The organism is Clostridium sp. JS66 (genome assembly GCF_033561535.1).
GTDB lineage: Bacteria > Bacillota > Clostridia > Clostridiales > Clostridiaceae > Clostridium_AM > Clostridium_AM carboxidivorans.
Genome location: NZ_CP131467.1, coordinates 4,790,075 through 4,803,855, shown reverse-complemented (window position 1 = coordinate 4,803,855; position 13,781 = coordinate 4,790,075). Strand labels below are relative to the sequence as shown.

At 30.4% G+C, this 13,781-nt stretch carries 10 protein-coding genes; 5 read left to right on the top strand and 5 right to left on the bottom strand.

Features of this window, described 5'->3' with window-relative positions; genetic code table 11:
• Positions 1-30 precede the first annotated feature (30 nt).
• Genes Q6H37_RS22090 through Q6H37_RS22080 form a run of 3 tightly spaced genes read right to left on the bottom strand, consistent with a single transcriptional unit; the run spans position 31 to position 4,193 of the window.
• Complete coding sequence (locus Q6H37_RS22090) at positions 31-1,773, bottom strand: NADH-dependent [FeFe] hydrogenase, group A6 (protein WP_318736650.1); 1,743 nt, start codon at positions 1,771-1,773, stop codon at positions 31-33.
• Positions 1,774-1,799: 26 nt separating this feature from the next.
• Positions 1,800-3,680 carry an NADH-quinone oxidoreductase subunit NuoF gene (locus Q6H37_RS22085; RefSeq protein WP_318736649.1) on the bottom strand — a complete coding sequence of 627 codons (1,881 nt, stop codon included), beginning with the start codon at positions 3,678-3,680 and terminating at the stop codon, positions 1,800-1,802.
• A gap of 30 nt (positions 3,681-3,710) precedes the next feature.
• The gene (locus Q6H37_RS22080) at positions 3,711-4,193 is read right to left on the bottom strand and encodes an NAD(P)H-dependent oxidoreductase subunit E (RefSeq protein WP_318736647.1); all 483 of its coding nucleotides are present in this window, start codon (positions 4,191-4,193) and stop codon (positions 3,711-3,713) included.
• Positions 4,194-4,440: 247 nt separating this feature from the next.
• Between Q6H37_RS22080 and Q6H37_RS22075 the strand changes: the two genes are divergently transcribed.
• Positions 4,441-4,860 carry a hypothetical protein gene (locus Q6H37_RS22075; RefSeq protein WP_318736645.1) on the top strand — a complete coding sequence of 140 codons (420 nt, stop codon included), beginning with the start codon at positions 4,441-4,443 and terminating at the stop codon, positions 4,858-4,860.
• A 176-nt stretch (positions 4,861-5,036) separates the two neighbouring features.
• Here Q6H37_RS22075 and Q6H37_RS22070 read toward each other — a convergent pair whose 3' ends face one another.
• Entirely contained in the window at positions 5,037-7,013 is a 1,977-nt protein-coding gene (locus tag Q6H37_RS22070; RefSeq protein WP_318736644.1) for a methyl-accepting chemotaxis protein, read from the bottom strand.
• A 662-nt stretch (positions 7,014-7,675) separates the two neighbouring features.
• Here Q6H37_RS22070 and nirJ1 point away from each other — a divergent pair.
• The 3 genes from nirJ1 to Q6H37_RS22055 all read left to right on the top strand — a co-directional run bounded on the left by nirJ1 (position 7,676) and on the right by Q6H37_RS22055 (position 10,442).
• Positions 7,676-8,860, top strand: coding sequence for a putative heme d1 biosynthesis radical SAM protein NirJ1 (gene nirJ1 / locus Q6H37_RS22065; protein ID WP_318736642.1), 1,185 nt, complete (start codon positions 7,676-7,678; stop codon positions 8,858-8,860).
• A 105-nt stretch (positions 8,861-8,965) separates the two neighbouring features.
• A complete protein-coding gene (nirJ2, locus tag Q6H37_RS22060) occupies positions 8,966-9,952 on the top strand; it encodes a putative heme d1 biosynthesis radical SAM protein NirJ2 (RefSeq protein ID WP_318743107.1) in 987 nt (328 codons plus the stop codon).
• A 31-nt stretch (positions 9,953-9,983) separates the two neighbouring features.
• Positions 9,984-10,442 (top strand): AsnC family transcriptional regulator, encoded by a 459-nt coding sequence (locus Q6H37_RS22055; RefSeq protein WP_318736641.1) that lies wholly within the window; start codon positions 9,984-9,986, stop codon positions 10,440-10,442.
• A gap of 87 nt (positions 10,443-10,529) precedes the next feature.
• Here Q6H37_RS22055 and Q6H37_RS22050 read toward each other — a convergent pair whose 3' ends face one another.
• Entirely contained in the window at positions 10,530-12,551 is a 2,022-nt protein-coding gene (locus Q6H37_RS22050; RefSeq protein ID WP_318736640.1) for a methyl-accepting chemotaxis protein, read from the bottom strand.
• 438 nt (positions 12,552-12,989) lie between these two features.
• Between Q6H37_RS22050 and Q6H37_RS22045 the strand changes: the two genes are divergently transcribed.
• Positions 12,990-13,769, top strand: coding sequence for a short-chain-enoyl-CoA hydratase (locus Q6H37_RS22045; RefSeq protein WP_318736638.1), 780 nt, complete (start codon positions 12,990-12,992; stop codon positions 13,767-13,769).
• Positions 13,770-13,781: the final 12 nt, after the last annotated feature.

Genomic DNA, 13,781 nt, shown 5'->3' with positions numbered 1-13,781 from the left:
GTCAATTTTACATTGTAAATTATCAACTATTTATAATTTTTGTCTTTTTGTATAGTGAGTATGAAGAAGATCATGAGCTTTTTTGCCACCTACTTCTCCAATAAATTCCTTATATAGAGCTTGAACTTCAGGATTTTCATGAGATTTTCTTAGATGTTTGTTTCTATCTTCTCTGTATATAGCTTCCATTCTTTTTTTCACAATGTCTAAATCTCCAAAGTGATATGGTTGACCTCCTCCATCAATACATCCTCCAGGACATGCCATTATTTCTATAGCATGATATTTTGATTCGCCAGATTCTATTTCCTCAAGAAGTTTTCTTGCATTACCAAGACCGTGAGCTACACCGATGTTTATATCTTTACCATCAATATTAATACTAGCTTCTTTAAGTCCGTCAAGGCCTCTTACACTATGAAATTCTACTTCTTTTAAAGTTTCTCCTGTAATCCATTCATAAGCAGTTCTAAGAGCTGCTTCAATTACACCACCAGTAGTTCCAAATATTACAGAGGCTCCTGTGGATTCTCCAAGTGGATTATCAAAATCTTCATCAGGAAGTTTACTAAAATCTATTCCTGCTTCCATTATCATATCTGCAAGCTCTCTTGTGGTAACTACAAGGTCAACATTTTTTTGACCTTCGTGTTCAAGTTCTGGTCTACTTATTTCATATTTTTTTGCAATACATGGCATAATTGAAACTACTACAATTTTAGATGGATCAATATTTAATTTTTCTGCCATATATGTTTTAGCTAAAGTACCAAACATTATGTGTGGAGACTTACAAGTTGAAGGTATATCTAAAAGATCAGGAAATTGATGTTCTATAAATTTTACCCAGCTAGGGCAGCAGCTTGTAAGTATTGGAAGCCTTCCTCCATTTTGAAGTCTATCTATAAATTCATGAGCTTCCTCCAAAATAGTTACATCTGCTGCAAAGTCTGTATCACATACCTTATCAAACCCCAATCTTCTTAAGGCTGCAACCATTTTCCCAGTTACAATGGTCCCCGGTTCCATACCAAATTTTTCACCTAAAGTAACCCTTATAGCAGGTGCAGTTTGAACTAATACATATTTATCAGGATCAGCTAGCACTTCCCATACTTTAGCTACATTACTAACTTGAGTTAATGCAGCAGTTGGACATACAGATACACATTGACCACAAAATGTGCATTGAGTGTCAATCATAGGACGACCAAATGCAGGGGATACTACGGTTTCGAAGCCTCTATCTACTGCAGAGTAAACCTGGCAGGTTTGAACTTCATTGCACATGGTTTCGCATCGTCTGCACATTATACACTTATCCAGATTTCTATATAGAGCACCACTGGAGGAATCCTTCTTGTAATTAGACATAGCACCTTTATATCTTATTTTTCTTATACCTAATTCAGCAGCAATTAATTGAAGTTGACATTGAGTATTCTTTTCACATACAAGGCAGTCGGTGGGATGATCTGATAATAAAAGTTCTACCATGGTACGCCTTGCTTTTATAGCTCTGAAACTATTGGTTCTAACGATCATGCCTTCAAAAGCTTCTGTAGAACAGGAAGGTGCAAGGTTACGTCTTCCTTCAACTTCAACAAGACAAACTCTACAGGAAGAAGTTCTATTTACCATTTTTATATCATGAAGATCAAGGTAGCAAAGAGTAGGTATATTTATGTTTATTTTCTTTGCAGCATCTAAAATTGTAGTGCCCTCTGGTACTGATACTTTTACATCATTTATAGTTAAATTTACCATTTTCATTCTTACAAACTCCTTTCTTAAAACTATTATTGCTTTGTAATAGCAGAAAATTTACAAGTAGTACTGCAGCCACCACAATTTATACATTTTTCTTTATTTATTACATGAGTTTTCTTAACTCCACCAGAAATGGCATCTGTAGGACATACCCTTGTACAAGCTGTACATCCAATACATTTTTCAGGATCTATACTATATTTTAAAAGTGCAGTGCAAACTCCAGCTGGACATCGTTTATCTTTTACATGAGCTACATATTCATCCCAGAAAAATTTCATTGTACTTATAATTGGATTAGGTGATGTTTGACCAAGACCGCATAGAGAAGAATCCTTTATTACATAGGATAAATCTTTTAATCCTTCAAGATGTTCCATGGTACCTTTTCCTTTGGTGATATCCTCTAAAATTTCTAAAAGTCTTTTATTTCCGATTCTGCAGGCAGTACATCTTCCACAGGATTCATCTACACTAAATTGAAGATAAAATTTTGATATATTTACCATGCAGTCATCTTCATCCATTACTATCATTCCGCCAGAGCCCATCATGGAGCCTATTTCAGTAAGGCTTTCATAGTCAATAGGAATATCCAAGTGATCAGCAGGAATACATCCTCCAGAAGGTCCACCAGTTTGAACGGCTTTAAATTTTTTGCCTCCTCGAATACCTCCACCTAAATCAAATATTATTTCTCTTAAGGTTATTCCCATAGGTACTTCTACAAGACCAACATTATTAATCTTACCTGCCAATGCAAAAACTTTAGTTCCTTTACTCTTTTCAGTTCCTATAGAACTAAACCATTCAGAACCCTTTAATATAATAGGAGAAATGTTTGCTAAAGTTTCTACATTGTTTATGTTAGTAGGCTTTTTCCACAGACCTATTTGAGAAGGGAAAGGAGGTTTTACAGTAGGTTCACCACGCCCACCCTCTATAGAATTTATAAGTGCAGTTTCCTCACCACATATAAAAGCTCCAGCACCATACTTTAAATCAATATGGAAGGAAAAATTAGTGCTAAAAATATTGTCACCTAATAAACCCAAATCATAAGCTTGTTTTATGGCAATCCTTAATCTATTTATTGCAAGGGGATATTCAGCTCTAATATAAATATAACCTTTATTTGCACCTATACAGTAACCCGCAATAGCCATAGCTTCAAGTACAGAGTTGGGATCCCCTTCCAATATACTTCTATCCATAAAAGCACCAGGATCTCCTTCATCAGCATTGCAAATTATGAATTTTGTATCAGACTTGGACTTTTTGGTCATTTCCCATTTTATGCCTGTAGGAAATCCGCCGCCACCACGTCCTCTAAGGCCACTTTTCTTTATTTCATCGATTACACTATCAGGAGTCATTTGTGTTAAAACTTTACCTAAAGCTTCATAACCATTCATTGCTATGTATTCAGTAATGTCTTCAGGGTTTATAAGACCACAATTTTTAAGAGCAATTCTTTTTTGCTTTTTATAAAATGGAATATCCCTTTGTTTGGATATTTTATTGTCTGTAGATGGCTCTTTATATAATAATTCATCAACGATTATGTTTTTTGAAATATGTTCATATACAATTAGCTTTGCTTTTTCAGCAGTGACCTCAACGTAAAAAACATTATCAGGTACAACTTTAACGATAGGTCCTTTTTCGCAAAAGCCAAAGCAGCCTGTTGAAATAATATTGACTTCATTTTCTAGGCCTGCATTTTTAATTTCCTTTTCTAGTGTGCTAATTACATCTAAACTTTTTGAAGCATGACATCCTGTTCCACCACATACAAGTATGCTCTTTTTCACATTTTCATTTGCATTTTCAATGGTACGATTTTCAACTTTAGCTTTGAATTTTTTTCTTAAAGCTGTTAGTTCTTTAAAGGATTTTATTTTATCCATATATTTACCTCCAAATTAAGTTTTAATATTTTAATCTACAGTATATTGACTTAATATTCCTTCAACATCTTCAACCTTTACTTTTCCATAAACCATTCCATCAATTACAACTACTGGTGCAAGACCACAAGCACCAACACATCTTAAAATATCTATGGTGAAGAGTCCGTCCTCCGTTGAAAATCCGTCTTTTACTTTAAGTTGCTTCCTAAATTCTTCTAAAACCTTTTCTGCACCTTTTACAAAGCAGGCAGTACCCATACATATACTTATTACATGCTTACCTCTAGGTTCCATGGTGAAGTATGAATAAAAGGTAACCACACCAAATACTTTGGCAGCAGTAATATCAAGCTTGTTGGCAATAAATATTTGTAATTCTTCAGGAAGATATCCAAATATATCTTGTGCCTTGTGAAGAACGCTTATAAGAGAACCTTCCTTTTCCTCTAAATTATCTATATAGGAGGAGAGTTCTTTTAATTTTTCATTGTCTAATTTGCATACACCCATAACTTTCCTGCAGCGCTGCAGGTTTTTCACCATCCTTCTTTCTTATATTCTCAAAGTAGTATTGGCAATATGAGTAATTTTTATTATGTAATATGTCGAGAATATTGAATTTTAATTAGATTAATGAAAATTATTTTGTGTTATGGAGAAAATATATATAGAAATGATATAATGGGATGGTGAAAATTTATTTATGTAGTGTTGAATTTGATTTTATATAGATATTGTGGAAAGGATATAGATATTAATGAATGATAAAATTAAGGTAGAGATATTTGGTTTAAAATATAAAGAACTTCCTCAAGGCTGTGGCTGCAGTCATAAAAACAGTTCTTGCAGCGGTTGTGGCAGCGGAGAAAATAAAAATTGTGGAGGTTGCAGTGGTGGAGGATGTACAAAAACCGCTGAAGATAAGAAAACGAAAAACATAGGAGAAGTTTTTGAAGAATTAAAGGAATTTATTAATGACAGTGATGTTAAAGATAATGTGGAACTGGAATTTATAGATTTAGATAAAATTGATATAGAAAAAAAATATGAAAGGGTATATGAAACTATAAATAATGGATTTGAGCCTCCTATTACGGTTATTGATAATATAATAAGATATTATGGAGGAGTATCTGCAGCTTTAATTTATAAGGATGTAAAGGAGCTTTTAGAGTGAAAAACGACTTATGTGTAGCTGTTTTTCTATTGTATGATACAAACTAATTTTAAAGAAAAATTGATATAAGCGTGGACAAAGTTCACACTTATATCAATAAAAATTAAATTGCTATTTTTGATTCATTTTGCAATCAGGCCTTATTGTATGTAGAATCAGGATATAATGTGCTTTAACTAAACAAAAAATTTATTTAAAGCTTCATTAAGTTCTTGAGCCATTTTAGAAAGAACTTGACTAGATGAGGAAATTTCCTGTACTGAAGCTGATTGTTCTTCAGTAGCAGCTGATACCATTTGAGATTGTTCTACAGTCTTTTTACTTAGCTCATCTATATCTTTAACAGCCAATACAATATCTTCACTATTAGTAGTGATTTGTTGGGTAGCAGAGGAAATACCTCTAACCTCTTCCGATACTTTCATTACTAAGTCAGCGATTTCTTTAAATACACGTCCAGCAACATTTACTACCTCTGTACCAATTTTAACTTCATTGGTGCCTTCATTCATAGCTTTAATAGCTTTATCAGTATCAGATTGAATTTCACCTATTAATACAGATATTTGATTTGTAGCGTTTTGTGATTGTTCTGCAAGAATTTTAACTTCTTCTGCAACAACGGCAAATCCACGACCTTGTTCACCTGCTCTTGCAGCTTCTATTGCAGCGTTAAGGGCTAATAAGTTTGTCTGTTCAGCGATATCTGATATAGTATCTAAAATTTGTCCAATTTCTTTAGATCTTTCACCAAGTTTAGCAACTACTTCAGCTGAGTGATTAACTGTATCTTCAATATGTGTCATTTGGATAACAGCCTTTTTTACAGATTTTTCACCTTCCTTAGCTGATTCAGCAGCTTTAAAGGAGTTGTTTGCTACGTGATTTGTACTATTTGCTACTTGAGTTATGTTAGTAGCCATTTTTTCTACTATATTGGTTGCTTTATTTACTGTATTTAATTGAGCTTCTGCACTATAAGCAACATCTGTTATAGATGCAACTACCTGGTTTGCCGCTTGTGCTGATTGGTCTGAGCTAGCAGTTAACTCTTGTGATGATGCAGCAAGTTGTTCAGCACTATTTTGCACTTTGCAAATTAGCATTTTCATATTTTTAATCATTTTTTCAAAACTATTAGCTAGATTTCCAAACTCATCATTAGAGGTGATATTTATTCTTTCTATTCTTAGGTCGCCATTTGCAATTTTGTCTGATGCTTCACGTATAATGTTAATAGGTTTTATTGCGCTTGATGTAATTATATAACAAATTAAAATACTAATTAAAAGAGTTATTATTGTCACTATAAGAAAAATAACTGTTAATGAATTTAGTTGATTTCTTAATTCTATTGAATTAATACTTACAGCAATGGACCATTCAGTGCCTGGAACCTGAGAATATGAAGCTATTGTTTCTGTATTATTATAGTTGTAGTGTGCAATTCCAGATTGTCCAGAGGCCATTTTTTTACCTAGGCTTTTAAAATCTTCAGAAATTGTTTTGTCTTGAAGTAAATTTAGTTTCATTACTAAATTAGTGTTTGGATGTGAAATAACAAAACCATCCTTTTGAATAATAAAATTCTGACCTGTATTTCCAACTTTATTTGATATAACTTTTTTGTTAATAACATCAAATGGAATATTTCCACCAATAACTCCAATTAATTTTCCATCTTTTTTTATTGGTGAGGCAACTATAATAGATAATTTACCAGTAGATTTATTTAAAAGTACCTCTGAAAAAACAGTTTTTTGAGTACTTATAACCTTTTGAAAGTACTCTCTTTCTTTAATAGAACCTTTCCATCCTCGTGATGAATATCCATTTCCATTTATATCTGATACAAATATTCCATCATAAAGTGCAATTCTTTTATCTTCTTTTGTTATATAAGAAAGGATAATTTCTGAATTTTCTGATACTAAGTCGTTAGTATTTGCAAGTGTCTCCATATCATTTTGGCGAGCTTGCAGCCATAGGCTAATTTCGTTACTAATAGCATCGGTTTTTAATTTTAATGTTTGTTCTGTTTGGTTTGTAAGTATATTGCTGGATTTCCAGTAATTAAAACCTGATAAGGTTCCTAGGGATAAAAACATCATTACAATAATAATTACCATAAGCTTTGATTTAATGCTTTTCATATGTGTTCCTCCTCAATCTTGGTTTTAGAATATTTTGAAAATTGGAGCAATTATACTTCCTATTTTTCAATGATTAATATAAAAAAGTAATTATTTAAAATAGCTTAAGACATAAGTTTGAAACATAGATTTATAATTTAAGTTTGTTTTAGTTAAAATTGTTAGATTTTGCATACATGTTAATGTAATTAAAATATGGAAATTTTAATACTATATTAATACAACAACTAGATAAAGTGTAAAAAGTGACATAATAATCTAATTTATGATCTTATTAAAAATTTTAATCACTTTGTATTCAAATGTCAACTAAGAAATTTTAACACCTATAGCTTTTAGTATGAAATTTAATGAGTTATTTACTCATAGTGTGATTTAAATTATAAATTGCCACAAAAGACACTAAGGTTTTACTAAAAGTACAAGTTTTAGGTATATTATTCTATTGTAAAATGGTAAAATTAAAAGAAATATATGATTATAAAAGAGCAGTAAAAGTAAAGTAAATGTCATTAACTAATTTGATATTTATGTAAACTGAGTATTAATTATCACTATATCAGTAAATATTGTGTAAAAACTATTATAGATAGTATTATTAATAAATACATAAAAATATTAATATATAAATGGTATAGTGTTAGAGGAGAGGTAATGAAAAAATGATTGGCATAACTAAATTATTGTGTAATTCACAAAATTTTGGCGATAGCATTCGTTATGTAAAAGGAGCAGCTGAAGAAAAATTTGGAGTGAGTCCTGGTAGAGGACCTGTTGTGGTTTGGAATTGTACAAAAACTTGTAACTTAAAATGTATGCATTGTTATGCAGAATCAGATAACAAACAATATGAAGGAGAATTAAGCCTTAAGGAAGCAGAAAATTTTATTGAAGATCTAGGAGAATTTAAAGTTCCCGTAATATTATTTTCTGGTGGTGAACCTTTACTTAGAAAGGATATATTTCACATATTAGATTATACAAAAAAATATAATATAAGAAGCACCTTGTCTACTAATGGAACACTTTTAGAAAAAGATATATGTAGGGATTTAAAAAGATTAAAAGTAGGATATGTAGGCGTAAGCTTAGATGGTATTGGGGCAAAACATGATGAATTTAGAAGAACTAAAGGTGCTTTTAATAGAGCTTTAAATGGAATTAGAAATTGTATTGATATAGGTCAAAAAGTTGGATTAAGATTTACTATAAATAATTATAATTACGATCAGTTAAATGATATTTTTAAATTGATAAAGGAAGAGAATATACCCAGGGTTTGTTTTTATCATTTAGTTTATTCAGGAAGAGGAAGTGAAATGATAAAAAATGATATTAGCAAAGAAGAAACTAGAGCTGCCATGGATTTAATTATAGAAAAAGCTTTAGAGTTTGGAACTAAAGTGGAAATATTAACAGTAGATAATCATGCAGATGCAGTTTATCTATATATGAGAGCTAAAGAAACATATCCTGAAATAGCAGATAGAATTTTAAATTTGATAAAAATTAATGGAGGAAATAGGTCAGGAATGGCTTTTGCTAATGTGGATTTCCAGGGAAATATTCATGCAGATCAATTTACTTGGCAGCATACCTTTGGAAATGTAAGAGATAAAAAGTTTAGTGAAGTTTGGAAAAATGTTAATCATCCAATTTTAAATGGCTTGAGAAGCAGAAAATCTTTATTAAAAGGACGTTGTAAAAGCTGTAAATGGTTAAACATGTGTAATGGAAATTTTAGAAGCCGTGCAGAAGCAGTAACTGGCGATTTTTGGGCCTCTGATCCTGCATGTTATCTTACAAATGACGAAATAGGGGTAGAAGAAGGAATTGGATTAATTTAAAATCCAACCTTTCACTGCACACTTACAGCACATTATACTTATACTATGGATTACAGTTAGTATTTGACTCTTTTATATTATAAACAATGGAGGTGCTTAGATATGATGATTGTTTCATGGAATACTACGAATAAATGTAATATGTACTGTAGTCACTGTTATAGGGATTCTGGGAAAGAGTCTAAAGAGGAATTGACAACAGAACAAGGGAAAAAACTTATAGATGAAATTGCAAAAGCAGGTTTTAAAATGATGATTTTTTCTGGTGGAGAACCTTTGATGAGAAAAGATATTTTTGAACTTGTACAATATGCTTCAGATTTAGGGGTGATACCAGTTTTGGGAAGCAATGGAACTTTAATCACTCTAGATATTGCTAAAAAATTAAAGAAAGCAGGAGCAAGGTCAGTAGGAATAAGTTTGGACAGTTTAAATGAAGAAAAACATAATAAATTTAGAAGTCATGAAAATGCATGGAAGGATACAGTACAGGGAATGGAAAATTGCAAAGAAGCAGGACTTAAATTTCAGGTACATACTACGGTTATGAAGTGGAATAAGGAAGAAATATTGGATATTACAGATTTTGCAGTTAAAATAGGAGCATCTGCTCATCATATTTTCTTTTTGGTACCTACAGGAAGAGGAAATGAAATAGAGGAACAAGCTTTGGATAGCGAAGAATATGAAATAATGCTGGAAAATATAATGAAAAAGCAGCAGGAAGTAAACATTGAATTAAAACCTACCTGTGCACCTCAATTTGTGAGAATTGCAGAAAACTTAGGGGTTAAAACTAGATTTAAAAGAGGATGTTTAGCAGGTATTAGTTATTGTATAGTGAGTCCAAAGGGAAATGTTCAGCCTTGTGCTTATTTAATGGAAACGGCAGGTAATGTGAAAGAAAAAGCTTTTAATGACATTTGGAATGATAGCAGTATATTTAAAAATTTAAGATCTTTGGATTATAAAGGAAGTTGTGGGGAATGTTCTTATAAGGAAAGTTGTGGAGGATGTAGAGCTAGAGCTGCACATTATAATAATGGAGACTATATGTCAGAAGAAAATTCGTGCATATTAGGTAAATTGTAACTGAATTTATTTAATTACAAGGGGTGAATATATGGATAATGTAGACAAACAATTATTGAATTTGTTACAAGAAGGATTACCATTAGAATATAGGCCTTTTTTGATATTAGCTAAAAAATTAGGTGTTTCAGAAGAAGAAATTATAAGTAGAATAGAAAGACTAAAATCACAAGGATATATAAGAAGACTAGGAGGAATTTTTAATTCAAAAAATTTGGGGTACTTTAGCACCTTATGTGCTATGAAGGTACCTGAAAAAAGTATAGGGTATACAGCAAAAATAGTTAATAGTTATGATGAAATAACTCATAATTATATAAGAGACAATGAGTACAATATGTGGTTTACTATTATTGCTCCATCAGAACACAGAATTGCTGAAATTATTGGAAACATTAAGAAGAAAACTTTAGTTGAAGACATATTAAATTTGCCTTCAAGTAAGGTTTTTAAAGTTAAGGTGGCTTTAGATGTTATAAGAGATATTTAGAATATAATGGGACTGTCACATTAAGAAATTTAAGTACAACATGTTGTATTTATTCTTAATGCAATAGTCCCATAATTTATTATATATTTAGCGTATTTTAAACAACTTAGAAGCTTCCTTTAATTTAATAATTTGATTTTTTAAATTTTCGGATTCTATAGATATAGATTCCATGGAAGCAGTCTGTTGCTCTGTGGAAGCTGACACTTCTTCTGATGAAGCTGCTGTTTTTTCACAAATGGATGCTATATTTTGAACTGAATGAAGCATTACATTTTTATTGCTTTTAAGTTCAGAAAATAATTTACTAGATTCATCAATTTTGTTTGCTATATTACATATTTTCTCAGATATAGTATCAAAGGCTTTTTCAGTATTTGACACAGCAATTGTTTGTTTATCAATAGCAAGTTCTACACTTTTAGCTGTGTTTACGGAGTAATGCATCTGGCTTTGTATTTCTCCAATTATAAATGATATTTCTTCAGCTGCATTTTTTGATTGATTTGCTAATTTTTTTATTTCATCTGCAACAACTGCAAATCCATTTCCTTGCTTACCGGATTTAGCAGCCTCAATTGCTGCATTAAGTGAAAGTAAATTTGTTTGTTCTGCTATATCAGAGATAGTATGTGTTATATCTTTAATATTTAAAGATTTTTTATCTAAATTTTCAATTGCGTAAGTTAAGTTATTACTAAGCTTGATTTGAGCATTATTTTTTTCTTCTAGGTCCTTGATGATAGCTTTACCATTACTATTGGATTCTTTTATCGAGGAAGAATATTCATTTATTTTTAAATTCATTATTGAAGCAGTGTCAATTAATTCTCCAAATTTTTTAAATAAATTGCAAGTATAATCAGTTTCCTTTGCTTGATGATTAGTTCCTTTTGCTATGTTTTCTATTTCAAAGGATACTTGAGAAATGGATTCAACATTTTCTTTTGAAACTTTAGTTAATAGCTCTGCACCATTCATCACAATTAAAATTGCTTCATCAATATCTATAATTAGTGATTTTATATTACTTATCATTTTATTAAAGTTAGTACTTAAATTTCCCAATTCATCTTTAGAATGAAAATGTGAAATTACGGTTATATCACCATTTGCTGCTTTATTCATTAAACTCATTAATTCATTTATAGGAAGAGTAATCTGTTTTGAAATAATATAGCCTAAAAAAATAGATATCATTGCGGATATAGCAGTGGCAGCTAATATAATTTTAAGTAATAGATTTGCTGCTGAATTTGCTTCAGCAGCACTTTGAGTTACTGCAAATACCCAATTTACTTCTGAAACCACATTATAAGACATGAGTTCTGTTATACCATTGATATTATAGCATCCAGTATCTAGTTTAATTGTTTCACCTTTACTAATTTTTGATACAACTTGTAGAATTTTAGAATTTTCTATTTGTTTATTTATTTTTTCTTTTAGCGGATGAGATAATACTAATCCAGATTTATCTACTAAATATGCATATCCAGTATTGCCTATTTTTATATTTTTGAGTTTATTTGTGAAATAGTCTGTATATACTGAGTCTGCCATAACGGCGATAACGTTTCCAAAATCATCTTTAATAGGATAAACAAAAACTATAATACTTTTTCCATTAGCTTTAGATACTATAGTATCGCTTATAGATGCTTTGCCTTTCAGTGCATCTTGAAAATATTTTCTGCTTTTTAAATCTAATTTTAGTGATGAGATATTACTGTCAGCAAATATTTCACCATTTAAATCTATTACAAATAAATGCTCATGATCTTTTAATGAGTCAGTTCTATTTTTTAAAATTGTAAATGACTTATGATTTATATAAGTAGAGAAAAAAGAATCATCTGAATTTGATTTTCTAATTTTAGATATATCTACTATATCCTTTTGTTGTGATAATAGTTCAACTTCTTTTTTCTCAGAAACTATAAGTGAATTGATATCGTCAGTGCCTAAGTTACAATTAATTGAAACTTTGTTTAGAGCTTCATTTTTTAGCATTTTTGAAGTGAAAAAATAAACAAATAGACTGGTAACAATTAAAGAAATTGTTACTAGTATAGCTAAAAACAATGGTAATTTTTTTTGTATAGTCATCAACATTCCTCTTTTCATCATTATTTTATTATAGGATTTATATTTTATTGGGGAACGTTGTATATGAAATTTGAGAAGGGAAAGTTTATTCCTATATTACGTATAATACTATCAATTTATATATTTGTATATAGTTACCTAATTAATTCTCAAAATTTTAAATACAATATAATATGTTTAATAGAAAATAATTTAACTTAGTTAAAAAATAATTATAAAAAGTGTAAATATTATATACATGTAAAATATATAAACAATCTCCATTTGACCATATTATAAGAACAAGGCTCAATTGAAGAAGAAGTGTAAAAATATTATACAGTAGAAATTATCGTTTAAAGAAGAATTATAGTTGTAACAATATGAATTTTAAAGGTTATAAAAAAATAAGTAAGTTTGGTATGCTTCTTGCTAATAATTTAAGTGAGGAGGGATAAGATGGGGTATGAAAACGTTGTTTTAGACAAACAAGGTCATATTGCTACTTTGAGTTTTAATAGACCTCGAGTGCTTAATGCTTTAAACAGTAATGTGTTAAATGAACTTGATAAGGTATTAAATGAAATTGAGGAAGACAAAGACATCTATGTAGTAATAATAACTGGTTATGGAAAAGCATTTGTAGCTGGTGCAGATATATTAGAAATGAAAGACAAGACACCGGAAGAAAGTAGAAAATTTTCAGAATTGGGTTTAAAAGTATTTAGGAAAATAGAACTTATGGAAAAGCCGATTATTGCAGCTGTTAACGGATTTGCACTTGGTGGTGGTTGTGAATTGGCTATGAGTTGTGATATACGAATAGCTTCAGAAAAAGCAAAATTTGGACAACCAGAAGTTGGACTTGGAATTATTCCTGGTTTTGCTGGAACTCAAAGACTTTCACGGCTTATTGGAATAGGAAAAGCTAAAGAATTAATATTCACTAGTAATTTAATTAATGCTGTTGAAGCAGAAAAGTTAGGTTTAGTAAATAAAGTTGTAGAACATGATCATTTAATGCTTGAAGCTATAAGTTTAGCAGAAAATATTGTTTCAAAAGCTCAATTAGCAGTAAGGTATTCAAAAACATCTATAAATAGAGGAATTGAAAGTGATATAGAAACAGGAATGTCAATTGAGAAAGATTTGTTTGGTTTATGTTTTGCAACAGAGGATCAAAAGGAAGGCATGTCAGCATTTTTAGAAAAACGAGAAGCAAATTTTAAGAATAAATAAGTAAATATACAA